This is a genomic window from Bacillus sp. FSL K6-0073, from assembly GCF_038006085.1.
Taxonomy (GTDB): Bacteria; Bacillota; Bacilli; order Bacillales; family Bacillaceae_G; genus Bacillus_A; species Bacillus_A cereus.
In genome coordinates, this window is the sequence record NZ_JBBOUN010000001.1 from 3370005 (window position 1) to 3384906 (window position 14902).

A 14902-nucleotide genomic window follows, 5' to 3' on the forward strand; every position below is an offset into this window, starting at 1 on the left:
AATAAAAAGACTTTCCTTAGCTACGGAACAGGAGGGGCCATTATAGAAATCCGGTCATAAAACAACAAAGAAAACACCTCAATTACGTATGTTAATACTTATAGGAGGGTAATATTAACATCGATTTTTAAATATACTTTTTCAATTATATTACATATTGCGTTTCTTTTACTAGTGCTCGGCCTTGGAGGATTGTTAAAAAGATAACTTGATGCATTAACCTTTTTATGGAATAATTAGAAATAGTTTGAATTCATAAACTTAATTATTAAACGATAGACTAGCATATTTTAATATCACAAGCTTACAAACAGGAGGACTTTCGTAATGATTGAAATTTTAAAGACAGTATTAAATTTCCTAATTTCTCTATTCTCAGGAGAATTACCATTTGTATATTATGTATGGATTATTAGCCTATTCCTAATTCAAATAATCCAATCTACTCTGAACTATAAACTCTTTAACAAGAAAGACAATTTCAGCACTTATATATCGGAAGGATTACTTGCTTTTATTATTTTATTGTTTGGAGGAATATTAGTATCTAAGTTACTTGCTTACATAATAGACGATCCTACTATTAGTATGACAAATGTAACACATTATTTTGTTTCTCTTATCATATTAACTATATTTGTCGTAATAACCTGTGTTAAAGACTTTATAGAGACATCTATAAAGAATAAAAATATATCTCTTTTGAGCTTTTTAGTAATTTCCTTAATAACAAGTATACTTTCATTCAAGTTTTTATCACCTTTAATTGAAGGTTCTTTTTCTCTTTCTAAATCTTTTATAACTACTTTAATCATTCTAGTAACCGTATCAATCCCTCTATTAATTTCCTTAGAGGATAAGTATGCAGACGAAAAGGAAACGGAAAATTTATAGTTTCTCATTTACATAAAGAAAGAGGGAGTTCCCCTCTTTCTTTTATATCGTCCTATTTCACAAGACTAAATCATTCCTTTTAATATTAATCCTAAAACTGACATTATTATCGCGCTAATAATAATTCGCAAAATCCAAGTTGTGTTTGTACTTATTTTTTCTAATTGCTTATTGATTGTTGCTATGTCTTTCTCATTAATAGTGGTACGCGTTTCTAAATTTCGAATGTCTCTCATAATTTCTTTTTGCTCCGCCTTGAGACTGTCAATTTTAGCGTAAACATCTTCCATATATTCACACCCTCTGTTCATCTTAATAGAAAAATCTATATATATTATGAGACAACCCTCTTACCTGTGAATACATTGCGTATATCCGCGTACCAAATTATTTGTACAATCTAATTGAATTACTCACATGTTTCTATTCTTCTATTTATAAATTAGCGTTAAGATACATTAAAATTTTAAAAGGAACCCCTTGTTTATTTAACAACAAACAAGGTGCAATCCAACATTCGGAAGCACCTACGATAATTTCTATTGTTTTCATATTTACAACTCCATATAATCAGTATGATTTTCTGAAGAAGCCAATTTTTGAACTGCTTAAAGTATACTAATATGAATACGAAATAGCTGTATTGATAAACTCTCTAGAACAATAAATATACTGGCTGAAACGGATCTATATCCGATATTTTTTCCAGTAACATGAATGGTTATTTCTGATAAATGTGTTTGTACATCATTGTTTTCAAAAATTTCATCCTCAACCTTTACAATATCTGCTTCACAATCTACTTCTTTAAAAGTTTTCAATAATTTTGTTTCCAATAAACTACAATCAAAGCTCTCATCTTTTATTACGGCAAATTTAACCTTCATATCGATTTCCCCATTTTTAACAAACTAAAATCACTAAATCAATATAAATATATATTATTCTATTAAATAATTCAAAATATACGCTTCTTATATGCATTATTAAAAATCAGTTCTAAAGAATTAAATAGTAGGCGTTCCACTAATCTTTCATATAATTCGTCTCTTAATTATTTTGCTCATTGCGCTTTTTTATTTTCCTCACTATTTCAACTAAACTTTCTGTAATAATACATATTTCAAATACATTATTTCCTTTCACTCATACTTTTATCATTGAGTTTTTATTCACAAATTCGTAACACATACATATAAGTTATCATGCTAAAATTAGTTTATTCACAAGAAGAAGTTCTTCTTAATAAATCAATAATTTTTAATACCCTGTTTAAAGCCTTGCCCCCCTGCAAGGTTTTTCCTATTTAAATAGAGTAGTAGTTTTCGTTATGCTTCTCTCCCCTTGTTCCTTACCCTACAAATAATACTTCATATTTATTTTAATTTTTCAGCATCCGTACTCGCTCTGTTCGAGAGCTCTTTACCAAATATTCAATCTAATGATAAGATTGACCAAATTAATATTTTCGTCCATAACTGTATCAAAAAGTACACTAAAGAAAAAATAGCACTCTCACAATTAAGTAAACGCGAGCTTTTTCTTCTATCTACTTACTATTTAAGGTTAATAGTGACATAACCAGATTTTAAAATTCGACTTAAATTCATTGATGAATGGAGAGGTTTATATGAAATTGAAAGACAAAGTAGCAATCATAACTGGTGGAGCAAGTGGAATTGGCGAATCTACTGTTCGTCTTTTTATCGAAGAAGGTGCAAAAGTAGTTATTGCTGACTTTTCTGAACGTGGAAAAGAACTATCAGATGAATTGAATGCACATGGATATAATACGTTATTTATTAAAACTGATGTAACAAAAGAGGCAGATATTAAACAGCTAATTCATGAGACAGTAAGTACATACGGTAAATTAGATATTATGTATGCCAATGCCGGCGTTGCTGATGATGCACCAGCAAACGAATTATCCTATGAAAAGTGGAAAAGAACTATTGATATTAATTTGTCTGGAGTATTCCTTTCTAATAAATATTCGATTGAACAATTCCTTAAACAAGGTACAGGTGGTGTCATCGTTAACGCTGGTTCGATTCATAGTTTTGTTTCATTACCTACCCCAACAGCATACTCCTCTGCAAAAGGTGGTGTGAAACTATTAACTCAAAATTTATGTACTGCCTACGCTAAATATGGAATACGTATTAATGCGGTGTGCCCCGGTTATATTGACACCCCTTTACTTGGTAGTGTTAATCCTGAACAGAAAGAATATTTAGCTTCACTTCATCCACAAGGCAGACTTGGAACACCAGAAGAAGTCGCTAAAGCTGTCTTATTTTTAGCAAGTGATGAAGCTAGTTTTGTTAATGGTACAACACTTCTTGTTGATGGAGGCTATACTGCACGTTAATTTAAAAATTTTGAAGCCCCTTAAGAAATATATAGTCTTCAATAAAAAAAGCGCCATCACAAGTGACGGCGCTTTTCTATGTAAGAGTAACTAGAAGGTATCCTTCTAGCCTACTCCCATTTATAAGTCCAAAACTGTTCAAGTTGCAGCCATTTTAATGTTGCTGCATCTTTGTTTTTTATTTTTGCATGCGTGTCTTCAAGCATTGCTTCTGTTTGTGAACGGTGCGCACCTAATGCAGTTAATTTATGATCAAATACTTCACTAATGTTATTTACAACATCCGGTTCTCCTAATACTGCCTCACGATTTTTCGTAATCGCAACAGCATGGATAACTGGGCGCTCTTCTTTTGGCATACGTGATACAGCGCGAACGACAGCGCGGCCAAATGCATTATGATCTGGATGTACACCGTGTTCTGGATAAAATGTAATAATTCGAGATGGATTTACTTCTTGAATGATTGCTTCAATTTTGTCAGCAACGAAATCAACATCTTCAAATTCTAACGTTTTATCATGGAAGCCAAGCATTCTTAAATCTTTAATACCCATCGCTTTACAAGCATCTTTCAATTCTTTCTTACGGATATGTGGAATCGTTTCACGGTTAGCGAATACGTTCTTACCCATGTTACGTCCCATTTGTCCTAGAGTACCACATGCATATGTTACAGGTACTCCTTGATCTGTTAATAAGCGAATTGTTCCTCCCGCAGCATATGCTTCATCATCTGGATGCGGAAATACAACAAGTACATGTCTCTCCATAAGTTTCCCTCCTTCTTACTTAAATGGTGTTAAGCTTAACTCAAGTGCAACTGCTAAGCGACCTAAATTATCATGTCCAGCTAGTAATAAACGCTCTTGATCGTCTACTTCCCAGTGCGTAATACCTTCAGCATATACCCAACCGTGATCCATTTTCAGACCAACTCGGTATGGATTTGTTCCAGTTATCTTCCCGCGTTCAAAACGGATAATCGCATTTCGAATGAAAGCACCAACTGTCATCATCTTTTCATTTATGTGTGATGCATACGCTCCGTTTGTCGTTTCTAAATGAATATATACATCTTTATTTACAAAACGTTCAATTTCATTTTGAATAAGAGAACTATCTTTTACTATTTCCATCGGAATTCACCTCTTTAAACCATTTTACGCAAAAATAATGTAAATTGCTATCTCTATATTAGAGGACAACGCTCACTTTTCCTAATAATTTGCACTGTGTTTTTTATATTTTTTATATGATATGTAAAAAATACATTTTTTCCTTCACTTTGTTAAATAGTTTTCTTTCTTTTTTGAATTTGCTACAATATATTTTATCCCGTATTATTGCAGCGAGATACATTTCGACAATTGAATACATAATTTAAAGAAGGTGACATGATTGGAACAGTCAGCACATGAAGTAGCAAATTGGCAATATTATTTTGCAATTGCCGTATTTTTAATCACGTATGGATTTATTATTTCTGAGAAATTGAATCGTGCTGTAATCGCACTATTCGGTGCTGCTATTATGATTATTTTTGGAGTTGTAGATTTACATACTGCTTTCACATCACATATTCAATGGGAAACGATTACCCTTTTAATTGGGATGATGATTCTCGTACATATTACGAGTCAATCAGGCGTCTTTGAATTTGTGGCCATTAAAGCGGCAAAAGCAGCTGGCGGAAAACCGATTCGCATTTTATTATTACTATCCCTATTAACTGCTGTCGGATCAGCATTTTTGGACAATGTAACGACTGTTTTATTAATCGTTCCTGTTACGCTATCCATTACACGTATTTTAAAAGTAAATCCTGTGCCTTATTTGATTTCAGAAGTGCTGTTTTCAAATATAGGCGGAACAGCAACATTAATCGGTGATCCACCTAATATTATGATTGGATCAGCAAACAAGCATTTAGACTTTAACGCCTTTTTACTTAACTTAGCTCCAATCGTAATTATTATTTCTATCGTGACACTTGGCATTATTTACTTCATGTATCGTAATAAACTAAAAACAACACCTGAACAAATCGAAAAACTAATGGCATTAAACGAAAAAGATTACATTAAAGATCAAAGCCTCCTTTTAAAATCTATTTCGATTTTAGGACTAACTATTTTAGGCTTCGTACTTCATTCGATTATTCATGTAGACGCTGCTGTTATCGCGATGACAGGCGCTACACTTCTTATGTTAATCGGCGTGAAAGAACATGATATTGAAGATGTATTTGCCCACGTTGAATGGGTAACCATTTTCTTCTTCGCCGGATTATTTGTTCTCGTTGGCGGGTTAATTGATATCGGACTTATCTCTTCACTTGCAAGAGAAGTAATCGACGTAACAAACGGTGACATCGGATTCGCAGCTATACTTATTTTATGGGTATCTGGCATCGCATCTGCGACAATCGACAACATCCCATTTGTCGCAACGATGATTCCTCTTATTCAAGACTTAGCTACAGGACTCGGACTATCTGTCGATTCTCCGCAAATCGAAGTACTATGGTGGGCGTTATCTCTTGGAGCTTGCTTAGGAGGAAATGGAACACTAATCGGTGCATCTGCAAACGTAGTCGTTGCTGGTATTGCAAAACGTGAAGGACATGGCTTCTCTTATATGGACTTCTTAAAAATTGGTTTACCATTAACTATTGTTGCACTCTTGTTATCACATGCTTATATATATTTACGTTATTTAATGTAAAAGTTGTATTGCATGAAATTATATCGTCAAATACAAAAGGTTTGCAGCATCCGTGCTGCAAACCTTTTTTCATCACCAAAATATACCGATAATTGCTAAACCACCTAAAATCATACCCCCAATTTGTCCGACAATTGTTGGTGATAATTGAACACCTTTTCTCACTTCAACAACTGGTCTTTCGTGCCTTAGTTGCTGCACTTCACTTTGAAGTTGGTGCACACTTCCGTGTAACTCTTTAATAAGTTCTTTTAATTCGGCGACCTCTTCATTTACTGGTTTTGCCTTTTCTAAATTCATTTTGCATGACTCCTTATAAATTCAATCAACACACTGTAAATTTTCGCCAATTACCATTATATCTCCTGCATACTACATATATAATTTCGAATGTACTTTCTAACCTTGCAGCTCTATCCATTCATCCCGCAATATCCCCATAATCATACGGTCAAAACACTTCCCATCTCTTTGAACCGCTTCTCTCATACAGCCTTCCATTTGAAAACCCATCTTTTTATACAATGCAATGGCAGGTTTATTATACGAAATAACATCGAGACCGATGCGGTGTAAATTCAATTCATAGAAAGCATACTTTAGAATAAGATGTATTGCTTCTTTCCCATATCCTTTTCCTCTATCATTCGCATCTCCTATACCAATGGCTAATAAACCTGTTCTGTTGTTCCACTCTATACCATGAATCGCCACAAAACCAATTAAGCGATCTTCTTGAACTGTCCTTACCATGAAAGAAACACTATTCGATCTCCGTCCTTTTAATAACTCATCACTTGCTATTTCATTTAAAGATTGCGGGAATGCTACATCTGTATCAACATGTCTTAAATACTCACTATCTTCTTGCCACATAGCCATTACTTCAGCATCTGTTTCTCTCATAGCTGATAATTTAATCGTTTTATTTCGAAAAAGATTCATTGTCATTTCAAACTCCCCCTTTTAAATAACGGGGATACTTATTTTAGACTATTTATCCCCTTATTCCATAAACTGTTTCATAAATGGGATACTTACAATAAGCGCTGACATTGGCACATCTCCTCCATATTGAATTAACTTCATTGTATAATTTTTTATTTATTCTAACAATAATAGAAAGGCCCTCCAAATTTAGAGGGCCTTTCCTAATAGCAAAACTATATTATTTCGTAAACATTTTCTCCGCTTCATCCATTGCCATTTTGTTTCCTAAAGCAGAATAGTCCAGCCATGGTTGATCATTGATAATGTATACGTGCTTGCCTTTAACTGCTTTTAAGTCTTTCCAAATTGGCGTTTCTTGAAGTTGTTTAAATGCTGCTTTTGCTTTATCATCTCTATTTACAACAACGAAAATCGCATCTGCATCAAAGTCAGGTAATACTTCTTGTGAAATGACTTCGAAAGGGCGGTTTCCATCAATTTTCTCTACACCATTTGCAGGCTGTAACCCTAAGTCTTGGAATAAAATTGGTCCCATCGGTCTTTTCGTACTAAATACACGCAATTCTTTTGCAGTAACGCGAATTGCCATTACTTTTTCGTTATTACCTAGCTCTTTATCTATTAAACCTTTTACTCGTTTTGATTGCTCTTCGTAATCTTGAATATATTTATCTGCTTCTTTCTCACGGTTTACAAGTTTACCAACTTGTTTTAAATGATCTCTCCACGTACCTTCATCTAAATTGAAAGAATGTGTTTTTGCAATTTTTTCGTATTTCGCTAAATCTTTGCCCGCGTATTTTTCATCAACATAAATGTCAGTTGGCTTCAATTGAAGTAACGCTTCCATATTCGGATCTGTTACAACACCAAGTTTCTTCGTATCTTTCAACTGCTCTTTTGCGTGCGGTAAGAAATCTTTTAAATCTCCGCCAATAACAGAACCTACTGGTGTAATTCCTAATGCAAGTAAATTATTTGTTAAATGAATGGACATAGAGGCGATTTTTGGATCATTACTTTTTTCCGTTTTTTTCGTTGCCTCTTCATTAGCTTTCGTTTGACCACATGCTGCTAATACTAAAATACACATCATGCTAAATAAAATAGTAAGTTTCTTTTTCATATGTTCTCCTCTTTGAAGTATTTATTTTGTTTTTGTAAGTAAATAAAGAAAATACGGTGCTCCTAATGCCGCCACTACTACACCAGCTGGAATAGAGTTTGGCTCAAATATAGAACGACCTATCGTATCTGCTAGCACTAAAATAATCATTCCGATAATGCCAGCTAAAGGAAGAAAGTGTTGATATGTAGTACCTACTAACTTCCTTGCGATATGCGGAGCAACTAAACCGATAAAACCAATCCCTCCTGCCATCGATACACTTGCGCAAGATAATCCAACCGCTGTAGCTAAAAGTAATAACCGTTCTTTTTGAACAGAAACACCAAGTCCTGCCGCTACACTATCACCTAGTGACAATGCATTTAACGTTTTAAATTTTAGCCACGCATAAGGGGTTAGTATGAAAATCCAAGGTAATAATGCAAGGACATGAATCCAATCCCTTCCCCACACGTTACCAACTAGCCATCTAGAAGCGAATGTATACGTCTCATCATTTAACTTGAGAGAGAAAAATAACGAAATTGCACTAAAACCAGCTGAAACTGCAATACCAACGAGAATAAGTCTAATGGGAAGTAAACCATTTGACCGATCACTCGCAAGTAAAATAATAAGAAATGCAGCTAATACTCCTCCGCCAAATGTAAATAACGGTATTAAAATGGATGCACTTTCATTAATAGAATGAAAGAATGTAACAAATATAATTAGCCCGAAAGATGCACCTGAATGCAGTCCAAGAATACCAGGGTCTGCAAGTGCATTACGGGATAATCCTTGCAAAATCGCACCGGAAATCCCAAGGCCAATACCAGCTAACATGGTGATTATAATTCTTGGCATACGATAATCATATAGCACGGTTGCGCTCTCAAAATCACCATAACCAAAAAGTGTTTGAATTACTTTAAGTGGCTCTATACTCAGTGTCCCTGTATTTAGACTGATTAAAATTACAGCGATACTTATACATCCGAATATTGTAGTTATAGTAATAGCTCTCTTTTTATCCGTGTTAAAAAGATCTTTCACTTATAACGCCCTCCCAACTTTACGTGCTATATAGAGGAAGAACGGAACTCCAACAAGAGCTACCATAATCCCTATCGCAAGTTCCTTAGGAGGATTTACTGTTCTAGCTCCTAGGTCAGCTACAACTAATAACATAGCTCCTAATAATGCTGACATAGGAATAATGAGTCTATAATTCACACCAACTAATTTTCTAGCAATGTGCGGGATAACTAGTCCTACAAATCCAATAGAACCAACAGCTGAAACAGAAACACCTGCTAGAATAACTACTATAATCATCCCTAGTATTCTCGTTCGGTTCGTTTTCACTCCTAAATTTGTAGCAACATCATCCCCCATTGATATGAGTGAAATAGATCTCCCTAACACTATTGCAAAAATAATCGTTATAAGAATAATAGGGACTAAAAATTTCAAGTGTTCCCACTTAACCCCTGCAACACCACCAGCATACCAAAACGCTAAATCTTGGCTTAAATCATAATAAATCGCAACACCTGAACTTAATGAATGTAAAAGCGCTGCCATAACCGCTCCAGCAATCGTTAACCTCATTGGTGTTAACCCGCCTGATGTTGCTGATCCAATAACAAAAATAAGTACTGTACTTAAGACTGCTCCAATAAAGGAAACAATCATTAAATAGGAATACGGCATATGCGGAAAAAAAGCAAAACTAAGTGCTACTACAAACATCGCTCCTGCATTTATGCCAAGTACACCTGCATCAGCTAAAGGATTTCGTGTTACTCCTTGCATAACCGCTCCAGCGACCGCAAAAGCTGCCCCTACAACTGCTGCTCCAATTACTCTCGGGAGCCTTAATTCATAAATAATTTGGTGCTGCGTTAATTTCGGATTGTAATCCAAAACCGCAGTCCACACCGTTTGTAAATGAATATCCTTTGCACCAAATGAAATGGCTAAAAATATAGATCCAATTAAACATAAAATTGTTAAGCTCATGAAACATATGAACTTAATATGTATCCAGCGGTTATTACCAGCATGTACAGTAGACTTATGTAACATGTTTCATTTCATCCTTTATATTCAGTTGTTTTTTGTAATTATTTTTTATTTATAATTATTATTGATAATAATTATCATTTTCATTTAGATATTATATCCCCACTTTTTTTAAATAGCAAACTATTTTTTCACTTTTCTACAATATTAAAATACTCATTACAATTCCCTTCTAAAACTTACAAATACATGCAAAATAGACTACTGGATTATTTTTTAAATTGTAGTATACTTATTGATTATTTTGATTTTCCCAATAAAAACATCGAAGGTGACACAATGTTATATATAAAACAACTACTACATTTCACTTACGAACAAGCATTATCTTGCTTATTCCCAGTCATTATTTTCTTAACACTAGCCCTTTCAAAAATTGTTTCAATCCCAGGGTTATACCGCTATGATTTCATACTCATTGCATGTCTTCTTATGCAGTGGATTATGTACAAGACTGGACTTGAGACGAAAGACGAATTAAAAGTAATTACTGTCTTTCACCTCATCGGCCTTTTACTAGAAATATATAAAGTTCATTTCGGTTCATGGAGTTATCCTGAAGAGGCGTATTCAAAGATTTTTGGAGTTCCACTTTACAGCGGCTTTATGTACGCAAGTGTCGCAAGTTACATATGCCAAGCGTGGAGAAGGTTGCATTTAAAAATGCATCATTGGCCGAAAGCTATTTTTGCCGTGCCGTTAGGAGCTATGATTTACTTCAATTTTTTCACACACCACTTTACATACGATTTTAGATGGATATTAACTTTACTACTATTCATTGTTTTCTCTCGCACATTTGTACAATTTTCATTACAAGGCGTTACATATACAATGCCACTCGTTCTCTCCTTTTTCCTTATCGGATTCTTCATTTGGATTGCAGAGAACATCGCAACATTTTTCGGAGCATGGCAATATCCAAATCAACGGGAAGCGTGGAATCTCGTTCACTTAAGCAAAATTAGTTCATGGTTTTTACTCGTTGTTATTAGCATTATGATTGTTACACAACTCAAACATTTGAAAGAGTCGAAAAAATAATGCTGATTATGTAAAAATAGTTAGCCCATCACTCATTAGAAAGTGATGGGCTTTTTTACCTTCCTTATTAAAGTAGTTACATATTATGAGCTACTACTAGCAGAAGATGTTGCTGCAGATGAAGCGGCAATCGTTGCCATCATAGCTGCTTGTTGTGCTTGTATGAGGACTTCTATCATAGTTTGTAAACCTGTGTTGGTAGCTTTACTTTCCTCACCTTTCTGACTTACGAACAGTTGAATAGCAATAAGAATATTCGTATCTGTATGCCAACGGAATAATTTCTCCCCCTGCAGTTTTTCAATCAACGCTTTAATAGCATAAATCTCTTTTTCTCCATCTTCAAGTAACACTAGTAGCCCGATTGCTGGATAATGCATCTGTTTCACTTTTACCTTTTCTTGTTTTAACAAATTCCATATGTTTGTACATGTTGCAACTAACATTTCTTCACGGACATCCTTCTTTAGTGAAAGAATATGACTTAAAAACTGAAAATCATTCCCTTTACGCAAACCAGCTTTCGCTAGTTTCTGATACAGACGTTCTACACGATCCATAAGTGTTTCTACATTCTCTGATTGTCCTGCTAATAAAACCACGAGCGGATAATCATTTGTACTTGTAAGAAAGAGGTGATCCTTTTTCATGCGTTTATATACTTGCATCGAACGCTGAATGTGCGCGCCATGCTTTTCATTTTCTTCTGTTAAAAGCACAGCTGCTGCGAGATAAGTAAATATACTCCGGCTAAAGCCACTAGTGACCAATTGTTCATATAAATCTAAAAACGTCCGAAAAGCTTTCTTGTAATCTGTAAAGTGAATATCTAATGTTGCGGCCACTACAAAACGATGATAAGACTTTAAGTATGAAAACATCCCTACCTCATTCTTAATATAACTACTAATTTCTAAAAAACGTTCGAGATTAAACAATTTATCACTACCTGCATACATAGCAGCAATCATCATTCCTGTTCGAGAATCACTCGTTTTCCATTTTAGTTCTCCCTTTAACTGTACATATGTATGTTTATATTGCTCTAACTTTTGCTCTAATGCAATCATAGTATTCACCCCTATTTCTAGTTCTTCTCTATCATTATACTTATATTCCATATTTAGGAATACTACAATTAATAATCACAACCTAACAAATTATAAAATTCTCTAATCCTTCAAGAAGTTATACAAAAAAGGTAGATAATAATTTATCTACCTTTTTTGTATATATTATTTAACATTACAACTGTATTGCTTGTTATATGCAATTAAGACTAAAGAGCTTTAATAATACGTTCCATCGCCTTCATTTGCCCAATATGATCAGCTTCATGATAAAGCATCATACCGTAAAGCTCACCAACAGTTTCCAATCCTAAAAACGGCTCTGGTAGTTTATTTTCAAATGCTTCTGCTGGCATTTCGTTAATACGCTTTGCTTGTTCTTTTAATTGAGTCGTTAACACTTCTAATGATGGTCCTTCTGTTTTCCATTTAGATGGTCTTGATCCATATCCAAACATACCTGGATATTCAGTTGGTAATTGTTTGAATTCTTTTCCAAACATGAAAACTTCTGCTGCTGTTAACACGTGACCAATATGCCAACGAATTGTATTGTTAAAACCCTCTGGCTGCGTATCTGCAATTTTATCATCTAGCGTCTCCATAAATTTAAGTAATGCCCCGCGCGTTATTTCAAATTGTTTTAAACCCACTAGTCTATTCATGTTATCGTTCCCCTTCTTGATGTACAATTTATTATGAACTAAGAATGTTCAATTCATTAAAGTTTTACCTTGTTTAATCTATCAGAAATAAACAAGAAATACATCTAATATGCTTATTAAAAATAATAAAAAGGTTCCCTCCTCGTAAATATAGAATTACTTACTATGTAAATAAAAGAGGAGTGTACTTACATGTTACATATTTTAAAACAACAATATAATCTTATTAGCTCTACAAGAGAAACTCTATTTTCATTTTTGGAAGAAATCCCACTAGAAAAATTACATAGCACTGTTCCGAATTTCGGGAGCGGTGGCATTATAAAGACACATATTCATGTAGCCGATTGCTATCGATACTGGCTTGGATCATTCGCATTCAAACAAAAACGAGCAGATTTTTCATTCGCTAGTGATTATAAAATTGAGCATGCAGATGTGGAAAAAGTCCGTGCTAGATTTAAGTTAGTAGATGAGACTGTACAACGTTTTTTAGATGAATACAATGACCGTTGGCTCGAAAATATAGCAAATGAAGTAAAGTGGCAAAAAGAACCTTGGAGTACAACACCACTATGGCTTTTAACTCATACAGAAACACATGAATTTCATCATAAAGGACAAATTGTATCAATGGCTAGGCATCTTGGATATACTCCTCCTGATACAGACCTTAGTTAATTCAATGGTCCATGATTACTAAAAAAATTAGAATGAATACAATTCGAGCATGCTTTGAAAACCACTCAAAACATGCTCTTAAAATATTCTATCTTACATTCTCCATTTCCTCATCAATACCAAATAGTCTCCGCATAATTATATGCATCACTATTCGGAATGGCATGTTTCCCCTGCGCCTGTGCCTTTCTTGGATCTAAATCATATACCATTGGCGTATAGCATGATGTTTGCCCTTTATTTACAACACCATTTCCTCCAGCACTGCCGCAAGTGTATGCCTTTCCATCTGTTTTTCTTACAATTCTTGCATCAGCTTCATTATTATATACTGCTGGGCGGGTTACAGTAACTTTTGCCCACGCTGTCTTACACGTCGTGCTAAATTTTAATTCCACATAAGAATTGGAATCAATCCATTTCTTTTCTTTCGTTACTGCTGATTGGTCACAGCTATTGTAATACGGACTTTTTCCATCATACGAATGATCTTCTGCATATGCTTTATCATTACCAGTCGTACTAAACACACTAGTTAAAACGAGCAATGATAGACAAAAACATGCGCTTAGCTTTTTTAAAAGTTTCAAAGTATTCCACTCCTTTTTAATAGCGTCCTGTTTTTCCATAACCGTTATTAAACGTAACCGCCTCAGCATCTGCTGTGTATCCGAAATCAGCAGTTAAATCAAATACCATTCCTGTATACGTGCTCGTTTGACCTGTTTTTATTGTACCGTTTCCCTGATTAGAAGTGACTGATTTTTGAAATACACCATTTTTGTATTTATTCACAACAGCGTACGCATACACTCCTCCAGACACAGCTGGTGCTGGTTGATCTAAAACAAACTTAGCCCAAGCTGCATGACATTTATTGCTGTAACGTAAATACACTGTCCCTACTTTTTTACTCCCTTCATACACAGCTGTAGACTTTGCATTAAATCCATCTGCATCACACGTTGTACTACCTCCGTATACTTTCGTTGTTGCTGGATTTTTCCCGTCATAGTAACTACTTAAATCAGTAGCAGCAAATGTACTTCCTTGGAAACTAAATAATAGCCCTACACTCGCTACACTTAATACACATACTTTCATTAACTTTTTAAACATTTTCAATTTCCTCCCTCAAAATAAGTACGTATAATAAAGACAATCTATCCCCTATGTACGCCCCTCCTTTCATGCTTCCTAGAGGCATCTTACGGAAACGACTAAACGTTGTAAATTTCCTTATGATTATTGGAATATACGAAGAAACTTACGTAACCGTCTAAGAAAAAAAGTTGAGAAA

General features: G+C 34.4%; 18 protein-coding genes. 5 read left to right on the top strand and 13 right to left on the bottom strand.

The window, feature by feature from the left end; translation table 11 throughout:
- Window positions 1–327: 327 nt before the first annotated feature.
- Window positions 328–894 (top strand): DUF5823 family protein, encoded by a 567-nt coding sequence (locus MHB52_RS17555; protein ID WP_016118379.1) that lies wholly within the window; start codon window positions 328–330, stop codon window positions 892–894.
- A 65-nt stretch (window positions 895–959) separates the two neighbouring features.
- On the opposite strand, the gene MHB52_RS17560 is transcribed toward MHB52_RS17555, so the two are convergent.
- Both MHB52_RS17560 and MHB52_RS17565 read right to left on the bottom strand, forming a co-directional pair.
- On the bottom strand, window positions 960–1184 hold the full coding sequence (locus tag MHB52_RS17560) for a hemolysin XhlA family protein (RefSeq protein WP_000390462.1): 225 nt from the start codon (window positions 1182–1184) through the stop codon (window positions 960–962).
- Between the two features lie 318 nt (window positions 1185–1502).
- Window positions 1503–1781: a hypothetical protein gene (locus tag MHB52_RS17565; protein WP_000865018.1), complete on the bottom strand. Its 279-nt coding sequence runs from the start codon at window positions 1779–1781 to the stop codon at window positions 1503–1505.
- Between the two features lie 743 nt (window positions 1782–2524).
- Between MHB52_RS17565 and MHB52_RS17570 the strand changes: the two genes are divergently transcribed.
- A complete protein-coding gene (locus MHB52_RS17570; protein ID WP_000768021.1) occupies window positions 2525–3268 on the top strand; it encodes an SDR family NAD(P)-dependent oxidoreductase in 744 nt (247 codons plus the stop codon).
- Between the two features lie 110 nt (window positions 3269–3378).
- On the opposite strand, the gene bshB2 is transcribed toward MHB52_RS17570, so the two are convergent.
- Both bshB2 and MHB52_RS17580 read right to left on the bottom strand, forming a co-directional pair.
- Window positions 3379–4041 (bottom strand): bacillithiol biosynthesis deacetylase BshB2, encoded by a 663-nt coding sequence (bshB2, locus tag MHB52_RS17575; protein ID WP_000439486.1) that lies wholly within the window; start codon window positions 4039–4041, stop codon window positions 3379–3381.
- 15 nt (window positions 4042–4056) lie between these two features.
- Window positions 4057–4407, bottom strand: a complete 351-nt coding sequence (locus MHB52_RS17580) for a YojF family protein (protein ID WP_000407045.1) — start codon at window positions 4405–4407, stop codon at window positions 4057–4059.
- Window positions 4408–4669: 262 nt separating this feature from the next.
- On the opposite strand from MHB52_RS17580, the gene MHB52_RS17585 reads away from it, so the two are divergent.
- The gene (locus MHB52_RS17585; protein WP_000437992.1) at window positions 4670–5995 is read left to right on the top strand and encodes an ArsB/NhaD family transporter; all 1326 of its coding nucleotides are present in this window, start codon (window positions 4670–4672) and stop codon (window positions 5993–5995) included.
- Window positions 5996–6067: 72 nt separating this feature from the next.
- Here MHB52_RS17585 and MHB52_RS17590 read toward each other — a convergent pair whose 3' ends face one another.
- From MHB52_RS17590 to MHB52_RS17610, 5 genes are all read right to left on the bottom strand, one after another.
- A complete protein-coding gene (locus tag MHB52_RS17590; RefSeq protein WP_001047304.1) occupies window positions 6068–6295 on the bottom strand; it encodes a hypothetical protein in 228 nt (75 codons plus the stop codon).
- Between the two features lie 99 nt (window positions 6296–6394).
- Window positions 6395–6946, bottom strand: coding sequence for a GNAT family N-acetyltransferase (locus MHB52_RS17595; protein WP_016118380.1), 552 nt, complete (start codon window positions 6944–6946; stop codon window positions 6395–6397).
- Between the two features lie 217 nt (window positions 6947–7163).
- Window positions 7164–8072, bottom strand: coding sequence for an iron-hydroxamate ABC transporter substrate-binding protein (locus MHB52_RS17600; RefSeq protein ID WP_061663922.1), 909 nt, complete (start codon window positions 8070–8072; stop codon window positions 7164–7166).
- A gap of 21 nt (window positions 8073–8093) precedes the next feature.
- Window positions 8094–9110, bottom strand: a complete 1017-nt coding sequence (locus MHB52_RS17605) for a FecCD family ABC transporter permease (protein ID WP_061663923.1) — start codon at window positions 9108–9110, stop codon at window positions 8094–8096.
- Complete coding sequence (locus MHB52_RS17610) at window positions 9111–10145, bottom strand: FecCD family ABC transporter permease (protein ID WP_000902726.1); 1035 nt, start codon at window positions 10143–10145, stop codon at window positions 9111–9113.
- 276 nt (window positions 10146–10421) lie between these two features.
- On the opposite strand from MHB52_RS17610, the gene MHB52_RS17615 reads away from it, so the two are divergent.
- Window positions 10422–11186: a DUF817 domain-containing protein gene (locus tag MHB52_RS17615; protein ID WP_061663924.1), complete on the top strand. Its 765-nt coding sequence runs from the start codon at window positions 10422–10424 to the stop codon at window positions 11184–11186.
- A gap of 83 nt (window positions 11187–11269) precedes the next feature.
- On the opposite strand, the gene MHB52_RS17620 is transcribed toward MHB52_RS17615, so the two are convergent.
- The gene (locus MHB52_RS17620) at window positions 11270–12307 is read right to left on the bottom strand and encodes a DUF4003 domain-containing protein (RefSeq protein ID WP_154698671.1); all 1038 of its coding nucleotides are present in this window, start codon (window positions 12305–12307) and stop codon (window positions 11270–11272) included.
- A gap of 158 nt (window positions 12308–12465) precedes the next feature.
- Window positions 12466–12921: a DinB family protein gene (locus tag MHB52_RS17625; protein ID WP_001081117.1), complete on the bottom strand. Its 456-nt coding sequence runs from the start codon at window positions 12919–12921 to the stop codon at window positions 12466–12468.
- Window positions 12922–13113: 192 nt separating this feature from the next.
- Here MHB52_RS17625 and MHB52_RS17630 point away from each other — a divergent pair, with 192 nt between their 5' ends.
- Complete coding sequence (locus MHB52_RS17630) at window positions 13114–13602, top strand: DinB family protein (protein ID WP_000902395.1); 489 nt, start codon at window positions 13114–13116, stop codon at window positions 13600–13602.
- Window positions 13603–13715: 113 nt separating this feature from the next.
- Here the strand turns inward: MHB52_RS17630 and MHB52_RS17635 are convergent, their stop codons facing one another.
- Together MHB52_RS17635 and MHB52_RS17640 are read right to left on the bottom strand one after the other, a co-directional pair.
- Complete coding sequence (locus tag MHB52_RS17635; RefSeq protein ID WP_000771044.1) at window positions 13716–14192, bottom strand: DUF2690 domain-containing protein; 477 nt, start codon at window positions 14190–14192, stop codon at window positions 13716–13718.
- A 16-nt stretch (window positions 14193–14208) separates the two neighbouring features.
- Window positions 14209–14721 carry a YjfA family protein gene (locus MHB52_RS17640; protein WP_000473746.1) on the bottom strand — a complete coding sequence of 171 codons (513 nt, stop codon included), beginning with the start codon at window positions 14719–14721 and terminating at the stop codon, window positions 14209–14211.
- Window positions 14722–14902: the final 181 nt, after the last annotated feature.

Bases quoted from the DNA above. Each gene is read 5' to 3' on its own strand.
- MHB52_RS17555 (WP_016118379.1), top strand. From the start codon at position 328: ATGATTGAAATTTTAAAGACAGTATTAAATTTCCTAATTTCTCTATTC.
- MHB52_RS17560 (WP_000390462.1), bottom strand. From the start codon at position 1,184: ATGGAAGATGTTTACGCTAAAATTGACAGTCTCAAGGCGGAGCAAAAA.
- MHB52_RS17565 (WP_000865018.1), bottom strand. From the start codon at position 1,781: ATGAAGGTTAAATTTGCCGTAATAAAAGATGAGAGCTTTGATTGTAGT.
- MHB52_RS17570 (WP_000768021.1), top strand. From the start codon at position 2,525: ATGAAATTGAAAGACAAAGTAGCAATCATAACTGGTGGAGCAAGTGGA.
- bshB2 (WP_000439486.1), bottom strand. From the start codon at position 4,041: ATGGAGAGACATGTACTTGTTGTATTTCCGCATCCAGATGATGAAGCA.
- MHB52_RS17580 (WP_000407045.1), bottom strand. From the start codon at position 4,407: ATGGAAATAGTAAAAGATAGTTCTCTTATTCAAAATGAAATTGAACGT.
- MHB52_RS17590 (WP_001047304.1), bottom strand. From the start codon at position 6,295: ATGAATTTAGAAAAGGCAAAACCAGTAAATGAAGAGGTCGCCGAATTA.
- MHB52_RS17595 (WP_016118380.1), bottom strand. From the start codon at position 6,946: ATGACAATGAATCTTTTTCGAAATAAAACGATTAAATTATCAGCTATG.
- MHB52_RS17600 (WP_061663922.1), bottom strand. From the start codon at position 8,072: ATGAAAAAGAAACTTACTATTTTATTTAGCATGATGTGTATTTTAGTA.
- MHB52_RS17610 (WP_000902726.1), bottom strand. From the start codon at position 10,145: ATGTTACATAAGTCTACTGTACATGCTGGTAATAACCGCTGGATACAT.
- MHB52_RS17615 (WP_061663924.1), top strand. From the start codon at position 10,422: ATGTTATATATAAAACAACTACTACATTTCACTTACGAACAAGCATTA.
- MHB52_RS17620 (WP_154698671.1), bottom strand. From the start codon at position 12,307: ATGGAATATAAGTATAATGATAGAGAAGAACTAGAAATAGGGGTGAAT.
- MHB52_RS17625 (WP_001081117.1), bottom strand. From the start codon at position 12,921: ATGAATAGACTAGTGGGTTTAAAACAATTTGAAATAACGCGCGGGGCA.
- MHB52_RS17630 (WP_000902395.1), top strand. From the start codon at position 13,114: ATGTTACATATTTTAAAACAACAATATAATCTTATTAGCTCTACAAGA.
- MHB52_RS17640 (WP_000473746.1), bottom strand. From the start codon at position 14,721: ATGTTTAAAAAGTTAATGAAAGTATGTGTATTAAGTGTAGCGAGTGTA.